The sequence below is a fragment of the Paenibacillus methanolicus genome (assembly GCF_008124765.1).
Classification (GTDB): Bacteria; Bacillota; Bacilli; order Paenibacillales; family Paenibacillaceae; genus Paenibacillus_Z; species Paenibacillus_Z methanolicus.
Genome location: NZ_VNHS01000015.1, coordinates 71,354 through 93,583, shown reverse-complemented (window position 1 = coordinate 93,583; position 22,230 = coordinate 71,354). Strand labels below are relative to the sequence as shown.

20 protein-coding genes and 2 riboswitches are annotated in these 22,230 nt (G+C 60.5%); of the genes, 5 read left to right on the top strand and 15 right to left on the bottom strand.

Features of this window, described 5'->3' with window-relative positions; all coding sequences use genetic code 11:
* Positions 1 to 85: 85 nt before the first annotated feature.
* The 12 genes from BCM02_RS31530 to BCM02_RS31475 all read right to left on the bottom strand — a co-directional run bounded on the left by BCM02_RS31530 (position 86) and on the right by BCM02_RS31475 (position 8,283).
* Positions 86 to 1,015 (bottom strand): type II secretion system F family protein, encoded by a 930-nt coding sequence (locus BCM02_RS31530; RefSeq protein WP_148933101.1) that lies wholly within the window; start codon positions 1,013 to 1,015, stop codon positions 86 to 88.
* Positions 1,016 to 1,018: 3 nt separating this feature from the next.
* Complete coding sequence (locus BCM02_RS31525) at positions 1,019 to 1,978, bottom strand: type II secretion system F family protein (protein ID WP_148933100.1); 960 nt, start codon at positions 1,976 to 1,978, stop codon at positions 1,019 to 1,021.
* A gap of 8 nt (positions 1,979 to 1,986) precedes the next feature.
* Positions 1,987 to 3,417 carry a TadA family conjugal transfer-associated ATPase gene (locus BCM02_RS31520; RefSeq protein WP_148933099.1) on the bottom strand — a complete coding sequence of 477 codons (1,431 nt, stop codon included), beginning with the start codon at positions 3,415 to 3,417 and terminating at the stop codon, positions 1,987 to 1,989.
* Between the two features lie 36 nt (positions 3,418 to 3,453).
* A complete protein-coding gene (locus BCM02_RS31515) occupies positions 3,454 to 4,308 on the bottom strand; it encodes a CpaE/TadZ family protein (RefSeq protein WP_246183643.1) in 855 nt (284 codons plus the stop codon).
* A gap of 85 nt (positions 4,309 to 4,393) precedes the next feature.
* Entirely contained in the window at positions 4,394 to 5,134 is a 741-nt protein-coding gene (cpaB, locus tag BCM02_RS31510) for a Flp pilus assembly protein CpaB (protein ID WP_148933098.1), read from the bottom strand.
* Positions 5,135 to 5,175: 41 nt separating this feature from the next.
* Positions 5,176 to 6,093, bottom strand: coding sequence for a pilus assembly protein TadG-related protein (locus BCM02_RS31505; protein ID WP_148933097.1), 918 nt, complete (start codon positions 6,091 to 6,093; stop codon positions 5,176 to 5,178).
* Between the two features lie 9 nt (positions 6,094 to 6,102).
* Positions 6,103 to 6,483 carry a TadE/TadG family type IV pilus assembly protein gene (locus BCM02_RS31500; protein ID WP_148933096.1) on the bottom strand — a complete coding sequence of 127 codons (381 nt, stop codon included), beginning with the start codon at positions 6,481 to 6,483 and terminating at the stop codon, positions 6,103 to 6,105.
* Positions 6,480 to 6,992 carry an A24 family peptidase gene (locus tag BCM02_RS31495; RefSeq protein ID WP_148933095.1) on the bottom strand — a complete coding sequence of 171 codons (513 nt, stop codon included), beginning with the start codon at positions 6,990 to 6,992 and terminating at the stop codon, positions 6,480 to 6,482. Before BCM02_RS31495 ends, BCM02_RS31500 begins: the two co-directional genes overlap by 4 nt.
* Before the next feature lie 87 nt (positions 6,993 to 7,079).
* A complete protein-coding gene (locus tag BCM02_RS31490; protein ID WP_148933094.1) occupies positions 7,080 to 7,274 on the bottom strand; it encodes a Flp family type IVb pilin in 195 nt (64 codons plus the stop codon).
* 95 nt (positions 7,275 to 7,369) lie between these two features.
* The gene (locus tag BCM02_RS31485; protein WP_148933094.1) at positions 7,370 to 7,564 is read right to left on the bottom strand and encodes a Flp family type IVb pilin; all 195 of its coding nucleotides are present in this window, start codon (positions 7,562 to 7,564) and stop codon (positions 7,370 to 7,372) included.
* A gap of 95 nt (positions 7,565 to 7,659) precedes the next feature.
* Positions 7,660 to 7,854 (bottom strand): Flp family type IVb pilin, encoded by a 195-nt coding sequence (locus BCM02_RS31480; protein WP_148933093.1) that lies wholly within the window; start codon positions 7,852 to 7,854, stop codon positions 7,660 to 7,662.
* Between the two features lie 54 nt (positions 7,855 to 7,908).
* Positions 7,909 to 8,283 carry a DUF192 domain-containing protein gene (locus BCM02_RS31475; RefSeq protein WP_246183642.1) on the bottom strand — a complete coding sequence of 125 codons (375 nt, stop codon included), beginning with the start codon at positions 8,281 to 8,283 and terminating at the stop codon, positions 7,909 to 7,911.
* Positions 8,284 to 8,339: 56 nt separating this feature from the next.
* Positions 8,340 to 8,430: riboswitch (cyclic di-GMP riboswitch) on the bottom strand.
* Between the two features lie 426 nt (positions 8,431 to 8,856).
* Between BCM02_RS31475 and BCM02_RS31470 the strand changes: the two genes are divergently transcribed.
* Positions 8,857 to 9,552: a hypothetical protein gene (locus BCM02_RS31470; protein WP_148933092.1), complete on the top strand. Its 696-nt coding sequence runs from the start codon at positions 8,857 to 8,859 to the stop codon at positions 9,550 to 9,552.
* 206 nt (positions 9,553 to 9,758) lie between these two features.
* Here BCM02_RS31470 and BCM02_RS31465 read toward each other — a convergent pair whose 3' ends face one another.
* Positions 9,759 to 11,978 carry a methyl-accepting chemotaxis protein gene (locus tag BCM02_RS31465; RefSeq protein WP_148933091.1) on the bottom strand — a complete coding sequence of 740 codons (2,220 nt, stop codon included), beginning with the start codon at positions 11,976 to 11,978 and terminating at the stop codon, positions 9,759 to 9,761.
* A gap of 298 nt (positions 11,979 to 12,276) precedes the next feature.
* Positions 12,277 to 12,813, bottom strand: coding sequence for a YwhD family protein (locus tag BCM02_RS31460; RefSeq protein ID WP_148933090.1), 537 nt, complete (start codon positions 12,811 to 12,813; stop codon positions 12,277 to 12,279).
* Between the two features lie 182 nt (positions 12,814 to 12,995).
* On the opposite strand from BCM02_RS31460, the gene BCM02_RS31455 reads away from it, so the two are divergent.
* The 3 genes from BCM02_RS31455 to BCM02_RS31445 all read left to right on the top strand — a co-directional run bounded on the left by BCM02_RS31455 (position 12,996) and on the right by BCM02_RS31445 (position 16,860).
* Positions 12,996 to 15,065: a M1 family metallopeptidase gene (locus BCM02_RS31455; RefSeq protein WP_148933089.1), complete on the top strand. Its 2,070-nt coding sequence runs from the start codon at positions 12,996 to 12,998 to the stop codon at positions 15,063 to 15,065.
* A 39-nt stretch (positions 15,066 to 15,104) separates the two neighbouring features.
* Positions 15,105 to 15,929 carry a hypothetical protein gene (locus BCM02_RS31450; RefSeq protein WP_148933088.1) on the top strand — a complete coding sequence of 275 codons (825 nt, stop codon included), beginning with the start codon at positions 15,105 to 15,107 and terminating at the stop codon, positions 15,927 to 15,929.
* Between the two features lie 272 nt (positions 15,930 to 16,201).
* A riboswitch (cyclic di-AMP (ydaO/yuaA leader) is annotated at positions 16,202 to 16,355 on the top strand.
* Positions 16,356 to 16,359: 4 nt separating this feature from the next.
* Positions 16,360 to 16,860, top strand: a complete 501-nt coding sequence (locus BCM02_RS31445; protein WP_246183641.1) for a C40 family peptidase — start codon at positions 16,360 to 16,362, stop codon at positions 16,858 to 16,860.
* Between the two features lie 258 nt (positions 16,861 to 17,118).
* On the opposite strand, the gene BCM02_RS31440 is transcribed toward BCM02_RS31445, so the two are convergent.
* On the bottom strand, positions 17,119 to 17,562 hold the full coding sequence (locus BCM02_RS31440) for a hypothetical protein (RefSeq protein WP_148933087.1): 444 nt from the start codon (positions 17,560 to 17,562) through the stop codon (positions 17,119 to 17,121).
* A gap of 113 nt (positions 17,563 to 17,675) precedes the next feature.
* On the opposite strand from BCM02_RS31440, the gene BCM02_RS31435 reads away from it, so the two are divergent.
* Positions 17,676 to 22,220, top strand: a complete 4,545-nt coding sequence (locus BCM02_RS31435) for a DEAD/DEAH box helicase (protein WP_148933086.1) — start codon at positions 17,676 to 17,678, stop codon at positions 22,218 to 22,220.
* The last annotated feature ends 10 nt before the right edge of the window (positions 22,221 to 22,230 follow it).

The window sequence follows — 22,230 nt, the reverse complement described above, 5'->3', positions numbered from 1 at the left end:
TCAGACCCATGCGTTCGGCACGGGTCTGAGGCTCTTTGGGCGTTGTCGGGCGGCGAGGTTGCCGTCCGCTGGCGCTGTGCGCCCTCTACTTAGAGAATGTCTCGATGAACTGAATGACCGCCGGGCCAAGCAGCACGATGAAGAGACTGGGGAAGATGAAGAGCACGAGCGGGAACAACATCTTGATCGGCGCCTTCATGGCCTCCTCTTCGGCGCGCTGCTTGCGGCGATCGCGCACCTCTTGCGATTGGACGCGAAGCACCGTCACCATGCCGATGCCGAGCTTCTCCGCCTGCAGGATGCTGCTGATCAGCACGCGCAGCTCTTCCAGCGGCAGCCGGTCCCTTACGCCCGCCAGCGCTTCGCGGCGCGTCTTGCCCAGGCGGATCTCCTCCAGGCAGCGCCGGAATTCGCCGGCGAGCACGCCTTCCTTGCGGGCGACCAGCTTATGAAGCGCGGAATCGAACCCGAGGCCGGCCTCCAGGCTGACCGTCAGCAGGTCGAGCACGTCGGGCAGCTCGCGAAGCGCAAGCTTGGTCCGGGCTTTGGTCTTCAGCCGCAAATAATAGCCGGGCAGAACCAGCGCGAGCCCCAGGCCGGCGAAAGCCATCGTCAGCCATCCGCCCGCCGCAAGTCCAAGCAGATAGCCGTAACCTCCCGCCGCGCACGGCAGGAGCGCCGCCAACGCGATTTGCAGCAGCCGGTAATCGACGGGATTCATCTGGAACGGCCGGCCCGCCTGAAGCAGCGCCAGCTCGATGCTGGCCTCCTTGCGCTCCTCCAGTCGACGGCTGAACGCGCGCCGCAGCATCCGCAACCCCGGCTTCAGCAGCCGGTTCAGGAAGGAGCTCTCTTCGCCGGTCACCGAGGTGGGCTCCGGCTCCCGCCGTTTCTCCTCCAACGTCCCGCTGACCTGGGCTAGCCTGCGCTTCAGCCGGCTGCCCCTCTCCTCCCGCAGGACGTACAAACCGTAGATCGCCAGCGTGACCGTTAAGCAGAACGCCGCATACAGCATCGTTTACACCTCGATTTGGGTCATTTTGCGAATCAACACAAAACCGATCATCCCCGACACGCCGCCGCCGGCCAACAGCCCCATGCCGATCGGGTGCCGGAACAGCGTGCCGATATAGTCGGGTTCGATCAAATAAAGCAGCACGCCGAGCACGAGCGGCAGCAAGCCGATGACCATGCCCGAGAGCCGACCCTGCGCGGTCAACGTCGTCACTTGCCGCTGGATGCGTCCCCGGTCGCGAAGCGTCTGCACGATCGTCTCCAGAATGACTGCCAGATTGCCGCCGATTTGACGCTGGATGAGAATCGCCTGCACCAGCAGGTCGAGATCCTCGCTCGGCATACGCTCGCGCCAGTTGCCAAGGGCATCCTCGACCGACGCGCCGTACTGCATTTCCTTGAGCACGATATCCGCTTCATCGCGCATCGGTCCCGTCGACTCCTCCACAACCGTCTTGAGCGCCTGCACGAAGCTGAAGCCGGCCCGCAGCGAGCCAATGATGGTGGTGAGCATATCCAGCAGGCTGTCATTGAAGGCGGCCAGCCGCTTGCGGCGAAGCCGATCTACCATCCAACCCGGGAACAAGAAGCCCGCGACCGCGCCGACGGCCAACAGCGCCGGCTGGCCCGTCAGCAAGTACAAGAGACCGCCGCCAAGCGCGATGCCCACCCACTGAAAAAGGATGTATTCCTCCGGCTTCATGGTAATCCCCGCCCGGCTTAGACGCTCTTCGAGCCGCTGACTCTTCTTCTTGGTCAGCACCCGCTCGCGCACCGCTTGCTTGGACAGCTGCAGCTGGACGAGCAGGCCGAACTTCCGGCGTCCGAGCGGCTTCTTATCGTGCAGCACCAAATAATGCCGCAACCGTTTCTCCATCCGCTTATCCGTCTGCAACAGCTGCAGCACGGCAATGAACAGCATCAGGCTGGTCGTGAAGACCATCGCCGTGAGGATGACCGCCATATGCCCACTCACTCCTCTTCAATAAATACGGAAGCCGGAATATGCATGCCCGAGCTCTCCAGACGCTCGTAAAACTTCGGCCGGACCCCCGTAGGCGCCAGCTTGCCTACAATCTTGCCCCGCTCGTCCACCCCGGTCTGCCGGAAGGCGAAAATGTCCTGCAGCACGATAACATCCCCTTCCATCCCCTGCACTTCGGTAATGTTGGTAATCTTGCGGGTGCCGTCCTTCAGCCTCGACTGCTGAATGATAATATCGATCGCGCCCGCGATCTGCTCCCGGATCGCTTTCACCGGAAGCTCGATCCCCGCCATGAGCACCATCGTCTCCAGACGAGCGATCATATCGCGCGGGCTGTTGGAGTGACCCGTCGCCAAGGAGCCGTCATGACCGGTATTCATCGCCTGCAGCATGTCGAGCGCTTCGCCGCCGCGCACCTCGCCGATGACGATCCGCTCCGGGCGCATCCGCAGCGAGTTGCGGACGAGGTCGCGAATGGTAATGGCCCCCTTGCCCTCGATGTTGGGCGGACGCGATTCCAGCGACACGACGTGCTCCTGCCAAAGCTGCAGCTCGGCCGCGTCTTCGATCGTCACGATCCGCTCGTCGCTGGGGATGAAGCCCGAGAGCACGTTGAGCGTCGTCGTTTTGCCCGAGCCGGTACCGCCGCTGACGAACATGTTCAGCCGCGCCTTGACGCAAGCCTCCAGGAAGATCGCCATATCCCGGGTAATGGTGCCGAAATCGACCAAATTCTCGATCGTAAAGGGATCCTTGGAGAATTTGCGAATCGTGATGGTCGGCCCTTTCAGCGATAAAGGCGGGATGATGACGTTGACCCGCGAGCCGTCCGGCAGCCGGGCATCCACCATGGGGCTGCTCTCGTCGACGCGGCGTCCGATCGGCGAGACGATTTTGTCGATGATGTTCATCACATGCTCGTCGTCGCGGAACTGCACGTAGGACAGCTCGATTTTGCCATTACGCTCCACGTACACCTGGTTGGGGCCGTTCACCATGACCTCGCTGATCTCCGGATCGAGGAGCAGCGGGTTAATGGGGCCAAAGCCGGTCAGATCGTGCAAAAGCTCTTCGACGACTTTCTTGCGGTCGACTTTACCACGCAGCGATTCATCCTCCATGATGATTTCGATGGCCATGGCGTCAATCTTGGGGATCACCGCCTCGACGTCCTCGTCCTTGAGGTCGTTCAGCACCTGCTTATGCAGCTTGTTCTTCAGCTCCTGATGCTTCGAGATCGGCGCCTGCGCTTCCTTCGGACGCGGATCGGTGCCCCGAATCTGCCGAAAGGTCGCCAGCAAATCCTTCCTCGGCGTCTTGCCCGCGGGATCCGCGGCGGGAGCTGCGCCAACTTCGCCCTCCGTCGGTTCCGCTCCGGAGGCCGCGGCTTTGGCTTGTATTTTATCGAGTAAGCTCATGGTTTCGCCCATCTCCTCGCCTTTGGTATCGGCCCGCTACGCTTTGGCCGTCTTGCCGAACAGCTGCTGGAAGAAGGAGCCCTGCTTCGGCCGGAACGTCGAGATTTCCCGCCGCGATATGAGCTGCTCCGCCATCTTGAACACCGTCTTGGCCAATTCCGACTTGGCTTGATTCAGCACGAACGGAATGCCGATATTGAGCGACTGCGCCACCAATTGAAAGTCGTTCGGGATATAGGTCGCGCTCTCCATGCCGAGAATTTCCGGCACGTCCGCGGCCTTCAGCACGCTCTCCATCGTCGATCGGTTCACGACCAGCTGCGTTTTGTCCCGAAGACCGAGCACCTCCAGCGTCTCCAGCATCAGCTTCGTATTCTTGACCGCCGTCATCTCGAGCGTCGTCAGCATGAAGACATGGTCCGCCTTCTCGATCAGCTGCAGCGTCCGCTCCTGGAGCCCCGCCCCCGTATCCACGATGACATAGTCATGATGGGCCAATAACAAGTCGCACACCCGGTCAACCACCTCGGCCGTCACGAGATCCGCCAATTCCGGTCGTTCCGGCGCGGCCAGCACCTTGACGCCCGAATGATGGTGAATGAGATAACCCGCCAGCGCATGGCGGTCCAGCTGCCCCAAATGACCGATGGCATCCTGAATGGTAAAGGTCGGATGTAGGTCGAGCGCAAGCGCGACGTCGCCGAATTGGAAGCTGGCATCCAGCATGGCGATCTGAATATTTTTTTTGGTCAGGGCAACTGCCAGATTAACGGCCAGCACGGTCCGCCCGATTCCTCCCTTGGCGCTGCAGACGACGATCATCTCGCCGCGCTTGCCCTCCGATGCCGCAGCCATGCCCTGCTCTCCGCCGCCGTGATCCGCTTGATTCATCTCGGCCATCCTCCTCTACCCCATTTCCGCTTTCGCCCGATGCCGGCGACGTCATACGTCGGCCGCGGCTCGGTCCCCGTTACCACTACGACTTGTTCGTGCTCCCCGCGGTTTTGGCAGCCGGTTGACCCGCCGTCTTCCCCGCCGCGCCTGCCGGCTCCTTCGGTCCGACCGCTACGCTGCCGCGCAGCATCAAGCTCACCGTGCCCGCTTCATCTGCATGAACCACCTTAACGCCATCGGCGGGTTTCACCTCCAGCGTGACGGTCGCGTACTCGACGTAAGGCGTATCCGACCTTGCTTCCACCATGCGTCTGCCGATGGCGAGCACGCGCACGTTCTCCAGCAGCATCGTGGACTTCATGGTCTGAGCCGTCTTCTCCTGAACGGTGTAGACCACGTCTACGTAGTCGCCGGGCTCGATGAGGTTCGAGACGGATTGGACCAGGTTGACCCCGACCGCGGCCGCCCGGTAGCCTTCCCGGATTTTCTTGGACACGACCAACGCTTCATCTTGCCGGTCCTGCAAATGATGGGGCAGAATGACCTCGCCCGGCACCAGCGCAGAAGCGGTTACTTTGCCCGCGGCCGCCGCCGGGTCCCGCAGCGCCGTGGCATTGATGGCCATGGCCGGCACCTCGACGAGCTGAAGCATGCCGCCGGATAGCTGCGTGTTTTCCGCCACCGCCTGTTTTGCCGCCAACACGCGAATCATCGTTTTACCCGAATCGGCCCGCTCGTCCACCTTCTTCATATAAGTGAAGAATAGCGCCGTGGTCGCCAAGCCCATGATAACCGCGGCGAATAATATGATTTTTGATCTCATGCGCGTTCCCCGTCCTCCGCTGTCTCTTGATGTCTGCAACGCTATTCAATTAACCGGATCGCATAAGCGCCTTTATTCACGATGTCCGTCCCGGCGTAACCGGTTCCTGCCCGCTCGATGAACATCCCCGTGATGGCGGTGTCCTTGCTCGACATCGGTTCGAGAATGTAGAAATAGGCGAACCCGGTAACCTCGATCGTCTTGAGCTGATTGGAGCCGTAATGGTAGGGCTTGTACACGGGGATCAGGATGACCCGGGAGGAGTCCCGGTGCCAAAATTCGCCCGCCGGATACGGGTCCTGGTCGATGCGCAGGTTGATGCTGTCGCGCGTCTTGCCCGCCACGTTGCCGGTCTGGGTGTCGATGATATCGCCCGTCTCGATCTCGCTCGGGTACCCGTACTTCAGATTACTCTCGTACGTCGAGGCGCCTGGCCCGCCGAGCGCCAGAATGCCGAAATACCCGGCTTCCACCCCGGAGCTGTCGACCTTCAACTTGTACGGCTTCAGGTATTCGAGCGTAATCGATTCGTCGATACCAAGCGGCGCGACCCCGGCGGCTCGGCCCATCGGCATGATCCGCGCCGCCGCTTCCGCCGTGACGGTCGCGGTGGCCTTCCCGAGCAGCTTGGCGAATCCCAGCCCGATCTCCTTCTTCAGCTTCACGCGTACGGTGGACATCGGCACGATCTCGGCGCTGATCAAACTGCCCTGTTCCCCGTGCGCCTCGAGGATCGATTGGACCACCGCCTCGGCCGCCCCGGAACGACCCGTCAGTTCCTGCGCGCCCGACAGCGCGGCCGCGTTGGCCGTCTTCTGCAGGTGGCTCTTCTCCGCATACATGATTCCGCCGTCTACGACCAACCCGGCGATGGTAAGCAGCAGCAGCATCGACAAGCCTGCCAATACGATGGTGCTTCCGCGTTCTTCTTCTATAAAAGCGGCCAATCTTTTGTTCATCGCGTCCTCCTACTCCACCCGAATCGTGGAATGGGCTGAAAGAATCGGGGCCGGAATAATCCGCGTCATGACGGGCGTCAGAAGCGGCAGCGAGTAGCGAAGCGTCACCGTCACGTTATCGCCTGACGCCCGGGCCGCCTCATTCGGCGTAATCGCGACGGTCATGTCGGCGGGATCCCCTACCCGAAGATGCGCTTTGGCATAGGCCGTCATCTCTCCGTCGCTTCGGCCTAGCCCTCCGAGGCGGGCCGTCTCCTGCACGGTCATCTGCAAGCTCGAGTAAGCGAAGAGCAGCCTTCCCAAATCCGCGATTCCGCATAACAGCAACAGCAGCAGCGGCAACAACAGCGCAAACTCGACCATCGACTGGCCACGCTCATCCCGGATCATCCCGCTCCCCATCCTTCCAGCATAAACCCGAGCAGGCAACCGCTCGCGATCGCCACCCCGTAAGGATACGTCCCGGAGGCGAGATGTCCTTGCATCGGCAGCTTCAGCCTGAAGCGGATGCACACCAAGACGTACTGCATATATCGGATTCGCGCCCGAAAACCATCCTTAAACAGCACGATCGCCAGCGCCATGACCGCCCCGGCCAGCGCCATGTATACCGAGGCGGTCAGCACGAAAACCGCACCCTTCAACGCCCCAACCACCGCCAACAGCTTAACGTCCCCGGCACCCATGCCGCCAAGCAGGTAGGGGATCAGCAGAATCGCGAGCCCCGCGCCAAGTCCCATCAGCATTTGGAGCAATCCGCTCCAGCCTGCCGTTACGGTATGAAGCACGGCCGCCAGCAGCAGCGCCGGTGCAATGACGTTATTATAAATTTTGCGACTGCGCAGGTCGGTCACGACGCATAATACCAACACGAGCAGCAAAATCGCATTTGCCCACATATCCGCGGCCTCCTCTCGACTTGTTGTCACCTATAAAAGGAAGGGCCGCGCGCCACTAATTGACGCACGGCCCTTCAGCAAGGAAGATTAAGGCGTTCCGCCCATTTCCGTCACGCCGGTATTGACCGTATCTTCCGCATTGTCGAACAAGTCGATGATGTGGCCGCGCAGCGTGATCAGCGCCGTTACCACCGCGACCGCGATCAACCCCAATACCAATCCGTACTCTGTCATCCCTTGACCTTGCTCATCATTCCAGAAGCGGCGAATGCTGTTCATCATGTTGTTTGCCTCCTATATGAATGGTTGTTGTCGTTAGGTTCGAATGACTTCGGTGCTTGCCTCTGTCTGTCAGCTATGGTTAACAGTCGGACGACTTAAGGCGTTCCGCCCATTTCCGTCACGCCGGTATTGACCGTATCTTCCGCATTGTCGAACAAGTCGATGATGTGGCCGCGCAGCGTAATCAGTGCCGTTACCACCGCGACCGCGATCAAACCCAATACCAAGCCGTACTCCGTCATCCCTTGACCTTGCTCATCGTTCCAGAAGCGGCGAATGCTGTTCATCATGTTGTTTGCCTCCTATATGAATGGTTGTTGTCGTTAGGTTCGAATGACTTCGGTGCTTGCCTCTGTCTGTCAGCTATGGTTAGGAGTCGGACGACTTAAGGCGTTTCGCCCATCTCCGTGACGCCGGTGTTAATGGTATCTTCCGCGTTGTCGAACAGGTCGATAATGTGGCCGCGCAGCGCGATCAGCGCCGTGACGACCGCGACCGCGATCAAGCCGAGCACCAATCCGTACTCCGTCATCCCTTGGCCTTGCTCATCGTTCCAGAAGCGGCGAATGCTGTTCATCATGTTGTTTGCCTCCTAAGATTGTGGTTGGTTGATCGTGATCAAGCTTGCTGTGTGTTACGGTTCCAAAATCGCGGTCTGTCCCAGCTCGACCTTCGCGGCTGCCAGCGTGCCGGCCGGAAGCTCGACGACGGAGCGCGTCCCTTCGAAAACCGCCCCGATTCTCCCCGGCTGCAGCCGATGCTCCATGCCGACGATGACGCCTGCCTTGTCCAGATGAAGTACATCCAGGTCGCATGTCATGAAGAACATATGGACCGACTTGCACGGCTGAATATGAAGGCCGCTGCCGCTGGAGAGAGATCGCCTTCCTACGAGGCCTCTCAGTCTCCGCCAAAACGTGTAAGCGCGTTCAATTTGATCGCCAAGCCGTTCTCCGCTCTCCCGAATGACCAGCTTCATCCGGTTCGCCACCTCCTCTTGCGTATGCAAAATAGCCCACCTTTAGGCCCGAAAGGAGGGTTCAAAAAAAGAACTCCCCTGCATCTTTCGGCAGCTGGCTGGCAGTCCCGCGTCTTCCGCGGCTTAGCCCCTGTAGCTTTGCGTCGCCGGCTTTCGCCGGTTTTGCCTTTATCGAGATCCAGCGAAGTTCGTTATGCTTGTTCGCCGTTCCGATATCTTGATCACATCTTACCCCGAGGTCCTATGTTCCGTAATCCGACAAATTCCCCTATTTTCAGAATATTCATTTTAGTTCTTTACACCCTATAAATAGTGATACATAAGCACTAATTTATGGCTTGTCTTAATCCTTTGTACCTCAAACACAAAGGTATACCCCTTGTTTGCCTAGGTAACTTTAACCAATACAGATAGGCCGAATCATCATGCGACCAAAGGTTTGTTTTTCGGCTTACGCGCTTGCCTCGGTCTGATGCTCACCGTTAGCGACGGCGACTCTGGTGACGGTTCGTTGTGAATCCAGCGCTTCCCATAAACAAAGGATTGTGACGTCATCCCGTGGAATATACGACGGAACGACTACGACGTACGGGAGGCACGGCCATGCACCCATCTCTAATTATTGAGCGATTCCTGCGAGACGACGATATCCCCGTCCCGCTAACCGAAGCGTTGCTGCTAGCTATTCATCGCGAACTTAAACATGCCGCCGCGGAAGAAGTCTTCTGGCGCAAGCTCAACCTTCTCTATCATGATCCGCTTCCGCCGTCCATTGCTTTCGATCTTATCGACCGAAACGTGGCCGTGGTTGAATTGGGGCATTCTAGACAAGAGATGAATGTGATGTGGGCATTGGCGGGAAAAATAGACGAAGCGTTGCTGACGTTAGCCATCGATATCTACGTGAAGCCGGCTTTTGGCATGGAGGATGCCGAACGGTTATTTGCCGGCTATGACCACCATGCTTGGATGCTGGAGACATTAATCCGTCAGGAACCTTCCTCACCAGGGAAGAGAACGCTACTAGAAGCGGCGCTTCAACGAAACGCACACGCCGATGTCCTATTGCGTCTGTTAGCCTCAAGGGATAACGGAAACCATGCAAAACGCGACGATTTACCGGCAGAAAGCTATTACGACCTCTTCCGTACGAACGATTCGCATGTGTGGCTGTCCCTCTCTCAAAATCCAAATACGCCTGAAGAGCTTCTGCAGCGCCTCTTAAAGGCAAAAGATATCTCCAACGCGCGCCTGATTAGGGAATCGGCGCGACTAAATCTCGGACGGCGGGAGCGATAGATAGCGGCAGGCTACGGAGGGAGCGGCCATCGAGGCGGTTAGCAGCGACTTCGGAGGCCTGCACGAACGAACAGACACGACCTAGACCCGGCGGCGGTTCGCCGAGGAGGTCTGCCCGCCTAAAACAAAACGGCCTCCGTCCCGCAATTAGCAGGATGAAGGCCGCCGAAACCGCTCATATGGCAAGAACAACGTCTATCTATCGATTATCCCTTCTTCTTCCACGGCAGCGCAAGCTTTCGTTTCGCGCCGCTGCGACCCTTCGGGACCTTGGTCTTCTTCTCTTTCTTCGCTTTCTTCTTCGGCAGCTCCTCGAGCGCCAAGGCCGCGGATTCGCCCTTCACCTTGAACTTCAAGAGCGCCTGCTGCAGCTCGATCGCCGTCTCGCTGAGCGAGCCGGAAGCGGTCAGCACCTCTTCCATGGAGACGACCTGCGCTCCCGCCGACTCGGCCGCTTCCTGCGCCTTCTCGGCCGCGCGCGCGGCATAACCTAGCGATTCATGCACCGATGCGGCGACTTGCTCCGTGCCCGCGGACATTTGCTCCGTGGCCGCCGAAATCTCTTCGACCTGCGCCGCCACCTGTTCCACCTCGTTCAAAATCGACGCGAACATGCCGTTGACGGCATCCATGAGCGCCAGTCCCTCGGTCGTCTCCGCCACGCCCTGTTCCATCCGCGCCGCCGCGTTGGCCGCCGACTGCTGCATGGATACGACGAGCTGGCCGATGTTGGACGCAAGTTGTCTGGATTGATCGGCCAGCTTGCCCACTTCGCTTGCGACGACGGAGAAGCCTTTGCCGTGCACGCCCGCGCGCGCCGCTTCAATATTGGCATTAAGCGCAAGCAGGTTCGTCTGCTTGGCAATGCCGGTAATCAAGTCGACGATGGAACCGATCTGCTCGGACTGGACGCGCAGCTGCGCGACCGCTTCGGCCGTCGAGCCCGCCGTTTCGCGGATCGTATGCATCTGTCCCGCCGCCTTCACGACCGTGTCGCGGCCGTTCTTCGCCTCGTTCGAAACGGCTGCCGCCGCCTCGTTCACCACCGATGAGGTGACGGCGACCCGGCTGATACCCTCGGCCATCTCGGTCATGGCCGTCGCGTTCTGCTCCATGCTCTTGGCTTGATGCTCCGCTTCGCCCGCCATATCCCGCATGACCGCGGCAATCTGATTGGCCGCGCCGACGGAATCGTGCGCCGTCCGCTCCATTTGGGCGGAGGAGCCGCTCACTTGCTCGGCAATGTTCTGGTTGCGGCGAAGGACGTCCGCGAACGATTCGGCCATGCGGTTGAACGCTTCGCCGACGCGCGCCAGCTCGTCCTTGGTCTTCAATTGAACGCGGACGGTCAAATCGCCCTGCGCCATGCGGGAGCTGTCCTGCTCCAGGCGATCGACGGTTTGCTTTACGTTCAAATAGAACGCGATAAAGAAGATGAGCACGAGCAGCAGCACCACGCCGACAATGGCGATCATCGTGTCGCGCTCGACTTCCATCCGGTCGATCCGCTTGTCGACGAGCTTGCCGAGCAGCGCGAGCGCCTCGTCGTACAACGCGGACGCTTCGTCGACCGCCTTCGTGCCGTCGGCGAAGAAGGAGGAGGAGCCGAGGCTGCTACTGCCCGATACGACCTGCATGACGAGCCCGCTGAAGCGCTGCGCCGCCTCCGTGCTGGAGCCCACCCGCTTCTCCATGGCCCCCATGTCGGCGCTGCCGTCCATCGCGTTGCTCCAGTCATGACCGATTTCATCCACTAGTCTGTCGATCGCGTCGGCCTGCTTAACCAAGTTGACCTGCGCTTCCGGCGTTATCGGTTCGCCGGCCAGAATCGAGCGGCCGAGTCCGCGCGCGAGCGCTTCGTTCTCCATCATCGACGGAAGCCGATTAATGATCATATTGACGAGCGAGAAGGAGCTCAGCTCCGGATCCATCGTCATGTTCGAGCCATCGGAGATATCCAGCTGCATCTCCAGCAGTTGTTGAATCAATTTAATATGCCAAGACACGCTCTCGTCCACGGTCAAATCCGCGTACTGTTGTTCCAGCAGCGACCACCCGGACTTGAAGCTGCTCCACTGCGCGCTTGTGCCGAACGCCTCGCCGTACTTGACGTCCATCGCGTCGACGAGCCCGATGCGCTGCTTCATCTCGGCTTTGATCGCGTCGACTTGGCTGGCAGCCAGCTTATTGCCGTTGTCGACCATGCTGCGGCTCTTCTGCATCTGCATCATCAGCGTCTTCACGGGCGCGAGATACGTGACGCCGTCGCGTTCCTGCTTCGACACTTCAATCGACGATTGCAGCGTGCGGAACAGATCGACGGAAAGAATAGAGATGGGGATGAGGACAAGCAGTCCGATGAGAAGGAATTTCTTCACATAGGACAATCGGTTCATGATGTATACAAACGGAGCGAAGACTTTCACACGCGAGCTCCCCCTTCGATGATTATAGTACTAGTTTAATAGGGGAAACCGTTTGCATCAACAACAATCGACACGATATTCGCGCTTTACACTAGTGAATTAGCCCCATTACTACTAAAATTAGGGGTTGAAAGCCATTCCTTATCCGATTGTTCCTTGCCTATCCAAATAACGCCTGCCATCGTGCATGCGTTGCACGGATTTGGGCGATGAGGCAGCCTTGCCGATAGCGTACAAGAAAGAGCCTCTGATGCGGTTGCAGGCATCAGAGGCTCTCTCGTTCCGTCTGGAATTGAATCTACGCCAACGCTTCCTTCAGCACTTCCGGCGAATTCGCCCACCACTCCGCGTTGTGGCTGACAAGCAGTCCTTTGAGCGCCGCTTTCTCGTCGGCGGTCAGCTCGTCGAGCATGTAGCGGCGCTTGATCGCGTAGTCAAGCCGGTTCACGTGGTCGGCGAGGATCTTCCACCCGCGCTTCGCTTCGGTATCGATCAGCATCGGGCAAGCCGTCGCGCCCGCGTAATACGAGCCGGTCTCGTTGCGGTCGACAGCGACCCATACAATGTAGCAGAGGCGTCCGTTCGGCGTATCTTCCTTGTTCGGCGTGAACTTGATGCCGCGTTCGATCTTACTCTTGGCGTGCATCGCGCCTACATCTATATAAGCCTCGCCGTTATCGATCATGACGCAGGACACTTGGCTCAGGTCGATCGTGCCCGCGCCGAAGCCCTTGTGCGCCTTGTTGCTGACGACGTTCAGCGCAAGCTGCTTCTTCTCTTTCTTCGGCGCTTCTTCCCCCGCCGGCTGCTGCTGGCCTTGCTCTTGTTCAGACATCTATTCCAGGCTCCCTTCCCTCTGAAAACCGCGCTCCGAAGACGCGGCTCTACCGTGCTTAAATCCAATAATGGCGCGGGTTTGCCCCGCATGTCCACACATTAATTCCATTTTAGCTAATAATCCTGGAAAAGCAAACATATACATGCCTTAGATGCTTGTCAACGGGAGGGAATCGTTCAATGACGCCACGTCTTGCCAAACGCTTACTGCTCTTCGCCGTCGCCGCCGCCCTGCTCGGCGTATCGGCGCGGGAAGGGTTCGGGGATGCCTGGGTATCGCAATATACGTACGCGTACGCGCCTGCTCAAACGGATGCCTCGCTTACGGCCAAGCCCGGGCCGGTCCAATCCGCGCCGAAGCTGGCGACGCCCGCGGCCCCCGTTCCCAAAACGACGCTCCCCCAGACGAACGCGCCCGTGCCGGAATCGGTGCTCAAGCCGAAGCCCGTCGCGCTCAGCAAACGCGTGGTGGAGTACCACATCGACGTCAAACTCGACGAACAAAGCAAATCGCTCACGGGCGAGCAAACGCTCACGTGGACAAACCCCGGCAAGTCCGCCGTCTCGGAGATGTATTTCCACCTCTATCCGAACGCGTTCGAATCGCCGGAGACTAGCTTCATGCGGGAATCGGGCGGCCAATTGCGAAGCGACAAGGCGACGGCGGCAAGCGTAGGCGGCATGACGATCGATTCGCTCCAAACCGAAGGCGGCGACAGCCTGCTCCCAAGACTGCATTACGTGCAGCCCGACGACGGCAACGCGAGCGACAAGACGCTGGCCAAGCTGCGGCTGCCCGATGCGATCCCGCCCGGCGGCAGCGTCACGCTAAGGGTCGGCTTCACGGTCAAGCTGCCGCAGGTGTTCGCGCGGATGGGCTACTACGACGACTTCGTCATGGCCGGGCAATGGTTTCCGAAACTGGCGGCTTACGAGACGGCCGGCACGCGAGGCCGGACGGCCGACGGCTGGAACGCGCACCAGTACCACGGCAATTCCGAGTTCTACAGCAACTTCGGCATTTACAACGTGCGGATCAACGTGCCGGCGGACTATACGGTCGCCGCGACCGGCTTCCAGACGAAGCCGACCAAGGCGGACGGCGGACGACGAACGTTCCAATTCTACGCCGACGACGTGCACGATTTCGCCTGGACCGCATCGCCCGATTTCATCTATAGCGAAGAAGCCTACTCGACGACCGGCATCCCGGGCGTCCGCATCAAGCTCTATTTGGATCCGATGCACGCCGAGCTCAAGGAGCGCTATATGCATGCCGCCAAATCCGCGCTCGGCAAATTTGCCCAGTGGTACGGCACTTATCCGTATTCGACCTTGTCCATCGTCGTGCCGCCGGAAGGCGCGGGCGGCGCGGGCGGCATGGAATACCCGACGCTCGTCACCAGCTTCGAGGCCGATTCGCCCGATCCGTCTATCGACAGCCTGGAACGCACGGTCGTGCACGAGGTCGGTCACCAATATTGGTACGGCATGGTCGCCACCAACGAGTTCGAGGAAGCATGGCTGGACGAGGGCTTCACCTCCTATGCGGAGGACAAAGTCATGGAGAGCGCCTACGGCATCGAGCCGAATCTGACGCTGGAAGCCAGCTACATGACCGACCCGGCTCCGCTCAAGCAGCTGTCGTGGTCGTATCACGGCTCGGACAGCTATGCCGAGAACGTGTACATGCGCGCCAAGCTCGTGCTAATCGGCATCGAGAAGCAGGTCGGCGCTTCGACGATGCGCAAAATTTTGCGAACCTACTTCCAGAAGTATAAATTCAAGCACCCGTCCACGGCCGACTTCCAAAACATCGTCGAGCAGGTGACCAGGACGGAATGGGACGAATACTTCAGCCATTTCGTGTACGGCAAAGACATGGCGGACTACGCGGTCGAATCGATCGCCGTGCGTCCCGTCGCCGAGAACGGGAACAAGCAGTACGAATCCACCGTGCTGGTCAAGCGGCGCGGCGGCTCGAACGGTCCCGTCCCGGTCGTGCTCCAATTCGCCGACGGCACGACCATGCCGAAGATCTGGGAAGGCAAGGAAAGCCAGACGGTGTTCAAAGTGGTGCACCCTGCCCCGCTCCTCTACGCGACGGTGGACCCGGACTATGGCAACGTGCTGGATAACCGGCACATCAACAATTACATGAAGGCCGAAGTGCCGGAGAAGACGCGCACCCGCTGGGGGATCGGCTTGACCAAGCTGATCGAAGGATTGTTCGCGTCGCTGGCCTGGTAACGGGCGGCGCCGGATAGGCAACGAAAGGAGGATCGCGGCATGAGACGGCATTTAAAGCAAGGCTGGTGGCTGACGGGACAGCACTTCTTCATCGTCATCGTCCTGTTCCTGTACGAACTGCTGTGGGGCTTCTTCCTCTACCGGACGATTGATTCGATCGTGACGCCGCTGCTGCAGCGGTATCCCGGCGCCGAGGGCGGCGAGGACGCGGTGAGGCTGTTCTTGACGGAGGCGCAGTTCCAACTGATGAAGACCGACCTCATTCATCCTTATTTGTGGCTGTTCGCGGCGCTGCTAGCCGGGCGCATGCTCATCACGCCTTTGGTCAACGCGGGCCTGTTCTACTCCCTCCACGCATCGGAAAGCGAAGGCGGCACGCGTTTCCTCGCCGGGATTCGCGCGGCTTGGAAACCGGTCACGATGCTGTACTTTCTGGAGATCGCGCTAACGGTCGTCCCCGGCATCTGGCTGGTGCCGCGTCTGTATCACGCGCTGATCGGAAGCGACACGCTCGCCGAGCTGAGCGCGAGCGCGCTGCCGCTGGCCGGCGGGTGGTTCGCGGGCGCCGTGCTGCTGCACCTGTTGTTCTTGGCGATGCAATTCGGAGCGGTTACGGGCAAAGGCGCCATGGGCGGCTTGAGCGACGCGCTGAAGAAGCTGCTGCCTTTCGCCGGCATCTCCTTCCTCATGTGGGCGATCGGGCTGCTGCTCAGTCTCACGGCCGCGTCGGTATCCATGCTATGGGCGGGACTGCTCGCGCTGATTCTGCACCAAGGGTTCCACTTCGTGCGCACGATCATGAAGGTATGGACCGTAGCGGCGCAATTTGCGGCCTGGCAGTCGAATGAAGCCAAAGAAGGTTGAGAATTGAAAGCGGGGGACAGTGCCGACAAGGTGCTGTCCTTTGCTGTTGGATTAGGAAGCTTGCGCATGAAACGAAGGCGCATCGGGAAGGTTCGTGCCTGTATGGGGGCGCATAGCGGAGCTACTGTCGATTAGACGGACGACCCTAGTGGGGAAAGAGAAAAAACGATACGATATAATAGCAAAAAAGTTGCACTCTTAGAATTCTAATGTGTGAACAAATTGTGAACTTAGAAGGGAAATTGTGAAAATGATCGAATTCATAACGCGGAATGAAAAAAATGCCGAATTCTCGCAAGAGAAACGGGGGAACCATCTTTGGGTGAATTGATCCCGGCGGATGCGACAAGCATACGCCCGAGGCGATCATAGGGTACCTTCAACCGAACCCCACAGCTAACCTCGTAGGCACCGGAAGGGGTTTCTATTCTTGAAGAAGTTTTCTGCACTGCTGATTGGCCTGGCCATGATGCTCGCGTTCCAAGCTGGAAGCGCATTCGCGGACTCCAAAATGGACGGCGTCATCGCCGATCTGATCGGAACGCCATACAACTATGGCGGCACCACGACCAAGGGGTTTGACTGCTCCGGATTCACGATGTACGTCTTCAAGAAATTGAACGTCTCGATCCCGCACGCGTCTTCCTCTCAAGCCAAGCTGGGCAAGAAAGTGGCGAAAGCCGACTTGATCCCAGGCGATCTCGTATTTTTCAATACGAGCGGCAAAGGCATTTCGCATGTCGGCATTTACGTTGGAGACGGTAAGTTCGCTCACTCGTCTTCCAGCAAGGGCGTAACTATCAGCGGACTTAGTGATTCCTACTATCAGAAGCGCTATGTCACGGCCCGCCGCGTTATGAGTCCTGAAACCTTTGAGAAATATGCCGACGAGCCGTCGGACGAAGTAGTCGACACGACCGACGTCGACTAACTCGCGACCGGGATCGATCGCCCCCGCGATGATCCCAAACAACGAGCCGCCGTGTTTGTTCCCCCGGACAAGCACGGCGGTTTGCTGTTCCGCCGCGCGTGCCGGTATTAGTTCTTCTTCACCACTCGCGTAGACCTATGAAACAAGCTAGGACGCATGTTCAATCGGTTTTGGCGGAATTATTTGATTATTCGGATAATTAGAGGGGTAGTCGGATACGTAGGCGTATTGCGCGGGAATTCCACTGGTTACGCTTCGTTAACCTAATGCTTCATGCGCGCGCGCGCCGATCTCGTAACGGACCCACCAAAACGTCCGCCCGACTTGCACGTCCAGCGCCGTCCCGGCCTCCGCGAATAGCTGATGCAGCTCAAAAGCCGACGAGCATCCTTCGCCCCTTCGATCGGCAATGACGACCATGGCCCCTTGACCTAAACGCGCGTGCCACGCCTCCAGAAAGGCATTCCGCTCCTCTGCCTTCAATTCGCTCATGCAAAAGCAAGCCAGTCCCGCTTCATAAGTGCCCGATAGGCCCGTCAATTGGCCCGACCGAATCGTCTTGGTCGCCGGCGGCAGCAATCTCGGCGTTCGAGGTCCCGCGACGCGCAGCACCCGCCTACCTTCGAGCGCGCGGCTAAGCGCATCCTCGACCTGCCTCCATTCGTTCCATCTCTCCTCCAACGTCTCCCGCCATCTTTGCATACATACCCTCCCGATTGGTGTTACTTCTAAACGTATGAGATGCCGCTCAGTTTCTGAACCAAAAACAGGTATAATGAAAGTAACACTTCTTCTCGAAATGGAGCTGACTTTCGATGTCTTCTTCCTCCGATGCGCTGCAAGGCTTTCACCCTATCCTCGCCGGCTGGTTCGACCGCGCGTTCGGCGAGCCGACCGACGTCCAGCTGCAGGCATGGGCCTCCATCCGAAGCGGCGCGCATACGTTGATCGCCGCCCCGACCGGGTCAGGCAAAACGCTCGCGGCGCTGCTGCCCTGCCTGGACCAAATCGTTCGCGACAAGCAAGCGTCCGGCGGCAGCTGGTCCGCTGGCGTGCGCACCTTGTACATCACGCCGCTGAAGGCGCTCAATAACGATATCCAGCACCATCTGGTCGGCTTTATCTCAGAGATCGAGCAAGACGTAAGAGAACGGACGGCGGGCGGGGACAACGACGGCGAATGGCCGGGAATCGCGACGGCCGTCCGCACGGGCGACACGCCTTCCTCGGAACGAGCCCGCATGGCGCGCAGGCCGCCTGAGGTACTCGTGACCACGCCGGAATCGCTGTATTTGCTGCTAACCTCCGCCAAAGGACGCGCCATGCTGCGGACCGTCCGCTCCGTTATCGTGGACGAAATTCACGGCATCGCCGGAGACAAGCGGGGCGCGCATCTGACGCTTTCGCTGGAGCGGCTAACCGCGCTATGCGAGCATCGCGTGCAGCGGATCGGCGTCTCGGCGACCCAGAAGCCGATGTCGCGCATGGCGCGATTTCTCGGCGGATGGGAGGCCGCGAATGGCACGGATTATCAGGATGATCGAGCTGATCCGGGCGAAGAGACGGATGAAGCACAGCCGCTCCGGCACGTGCTCGGCTACCATCCTCGGCCCGTCGCGATTATCGAGAGCATGATGGCCAAAACGATGCACGTGCGCGTAACGATGCCGGACTTCAGCCGATTCGCGCAATCGCGCGAGGCGGCGGTGTGGACGCCCATCGTCGAGCGGCTCCTGCAGCTGATGGCGGGCGCCACGTCCGTGCTCCTCTTCGTGAACAGCCGGCGGCTGTGCGAACGGCTCGTGCTGCGCCTGAACGAGCAGGCGGGCGAAGATTTCGCCCGCGCTCACCACGGGTCGCTGGCGCGCGAGCGGCGCCTCGCGGTCGAGGAGCAGCTGAAGAGCGGCCGGCTGCGCTGCTTGGTCGCTACCTCCTCGCTGGAACTTGGCATCGACGTCGGGCACATCGACCTCGTCCTCCAGGTGGATCCGCCCATGGACGCCGCCTCGGGCATCCAGCGGATCGGCCGCGCCGGCCACGCGGTCGGCGATATCAGCCGCGGCGTAATTCTCGCCCGCAGCCGCAGCCAGCTGCCGGAAGCCGCGGTACTCTGCCGCAGCGTCGTTCGGCGCGAGATCGAGGCGATCGAACTTCCCCGGCGGCCGATCGACGTCCTCTCGCAGCATATCGTGTCGGCCGCGGCCGCCGAGGAAATCGGAGTGGACGAGCTGCACGCGCTCATCTGCGGCAGCGAGTGCTACCGCGAGTATCCGCGCGCGGAGCTCGAATCGGTCTTGATGGTGCTCGCTGGCTTCTATCCGTTCGCCCGCCCGCTGATCGATTGGGATCGCGAGCGGGACGTCGTCGCCCGCCTCCCGCTTACCCCGGTCGCGGCCGTCACCGGCGTCGGCACGATCCCGCAATCCTCGGCGTATCCGGTCCATCATGCGGACAGCCGCGTCCATCTCGGCGAGCTGGACGAGGAGTACATCCATGAAAGCCGGCCGGGCGACGTATTCCAGCTCGGGACGTCGTCGTGGATGATCAGCCGCATCGATCATGACCGCGTGTACGTCCAGGAAGCGCCGAACCGCTTCAGCGAAATCCCGTTCTGGCGCAACGAGCCCGGCGGCCGCGGCGTGCGGCTCGGCGTGCGGCTGGGCCGGTTTCTGGGCGAACTGTCGACGCGGCTCCGGTTGCGGGACGCGCAAGCGGACGACGACGAAGAGGCGGAAAGCCTGCTCGAAGCGGACACCGTTCGCTGGCTCGACGCCGAATACGGGCTCGACCGCACGGCCGCCGAACAGCTTATCGATTTGGCTCGGGCGCAACATAAGGCGTTGGGACTGCCGACCGACAAGCTTATATTGATCGAGCATTACCGCGACTTGACCAATCAGACGCGGGTCGTCGTTCACACGCTGTTCGGCCGCAAGCTGAACCGGACATGGCTGCTCGCGATCGAGCAGCAGTTCGGCCGGCTGCTGCCGTACAAGCTGTACGGCAACGCGAAGGACAACGGAATCGAGCTCGTCCTTGCCGAAGGCGACAACTCGTGGCTGAACAAACTGTGGCACATCGCCGCGGATTCGCTGGAGCAGCTGCTGACCGAGGCGATCGCGGGCTCGCCGATGCTCGGCATCTCGTTCCGCCGAATCGCGGAGACGTCGCTGCTGCTCTCGCGCAGTTTCACGCGCACGCCGATGTGGCAGAAGCGGCTGCGCAGCGAAGAGCTGCTGAAGCAGGCGCTGCCTTATGCCGATCAATTCCCGTACCTGCTCGAAGCGATGCGGGAGAGCTTGCATGTGTATTTGGACGCCGAGGGGTTGAAGCGGCTGCTGACGGAAATCGCGGCTGGCGAGATCGAGATTGTCGTCAAGGAGACGAAAGCGCCGTCCCCCTTCGCCGCGCAGTTCATCGCCGACTATGTCAACACGCAGATCTACGAGGGCGACGGCCTAAGCGCGGCGACTCAGCTGCAGCTGCTTAGCGTCAGCCGCTCGATGGCCAGCGCGCTCTTCGGCGAGACGGCGCTTCGCGAGGCGGTCGATCCGGCGGTCGCGCAGGCGGAGCGAGCGCGGCTATCCGCCGGACAAGGAGAGCTTCGGCGACCGGACGATCTCTATGCGACGCTGAAGCGGCGCGGCGATCTCGCGACGGACGAGCTGGCCAAGCTGCTCGAGGCGGATGACGCCGCTATGGCAGAAGCGCTGGAGATGCTGGTCGCAAGCGGTCGAGTCGTCGCCTACCGTTTCGGGGATGCGGGGGAACGTTGGATTTGCGCGGATGAGCGGGAGTTGTACGAGCGATTCCCTGCCGGAGAAGACGCGGCCGCCTTCATCGCCGGCCGTTACGCGGAGCATCGGTTGTCATTCACCGACGCGGAGCTGAGGAAGCGGTATCCGGCGCTCAATGCAACCGATGCTGCGGCCGTGGTCGAGCTGCTGCTTCGTCACGATCTCATCGAGCAGGCGCCGTTCGCGGAGAATGCGGAAGAGCGCCTCTGGACGAGCCGCCGCATCGCGAAGCGCCTGATCCGTCTGACGATGGAGAAGGCTCGCAAACAGGCCGAGCCCACGGCGCCCGTTCGCTGGTGCGCGGAGATCTCGCGGCTGCAGCACGTGCTCGAGGGGACGCAGCTCGCGGGCATCGACGGCCTGCGCGCCGTCATCGCCCAGCTGCAGGGGTTCTATTTGCCGGTCTCCCACTGGGAGAGCATTATTTTCCCTTCGCGCGTGAACGGGTACCGCAAAGAGGATCTCGATCTGCTGTGCGCATCCGGGGAGGTGATCTGGCTCGGGCGCAAGGAGGAAGGGGAGAAGGAAGGCAAAATCGCGTTCTTCCTCGCGGAGTCCCGCGCGCTCTATCTTCCTTGCTTAAAGAAGGGCGGGCCGGCAGTTGCCTCCAAGCATCCGGAGCTGCTCGCGCGGCTGCGGGAAGGCGGGGCCATGTTCCTGACGCGGCTCGGGCGGGAGAGCGGACTCGCGCCGTCCGAGCTGCTCCCGGCGCTGATCGACCTCGTCTGGGAAGGCGCGGTCGCCAACGACCAATTCGCGCCGATGCGGATTCACGCCCAAACGAAAGGCAAGCAGCTCGCTAAGACCGGCTCCGGACTTGGGCGCTGGTATTGGACGGGCAGCCTGTTAGAGGAAGATTTTCAGCCGGATGACGGCAATAATGCGCATGGAGGAAGAGGCGGTGGCGAGACGGAATCAATTCTGCAATGGACCCAGCATCTCCTGGATAGCTTCGGTCTCGTCTCCAAGGAGCTCGCGGGTCATATCAGCCCGTACGGTTGGGATGCCCATCTTCAGGCGCTCCGTCAACTGGAGCACCTCGGCATCGTGACGCGCGGCGTGCTCGTCGCCGGCGAGCCCGCGCTTCAATTCGCCCGACGCGAACAGCTTGCGGCCGTCGGCCGTCAGATCGCGCCCGGAGAGACGGACGGGTATACGATTATCTCCGCCGTCGATCCGGCGAATCCGTTCGGCCTGAGCACGGACTGGCCGGAAGCTCCGGGCGCCGGATTCGCGCGCAAGAGCGGCAACTATCTCGTGCTGCAGGGCGGACGCTGGCGGTATTGGATCGAGAGCAACGGGCGTAAGGTCGTGGCGATGACGCAGGAATCGGAGATGACGGACGTGGCCGTTGATACCGCTCCGGCCTCCGCCTCGCTTGACGCGCCGGGACTGAAGCAGGTGCTTCGCACCGTGCTGCGCCGCGGGAGCTTGAGCAAAATCAAAATCGAGCAATGGAACGGCGCGGCGATCGCGGATTCCCCTGCAGCCGGCGTGCTGCAGGCGCTCGGAGCCGAGCGGGATAAGCAGTCGCTGGTGTTGTGGCCGAGTAATTTGCAATAAAAAACGGCCG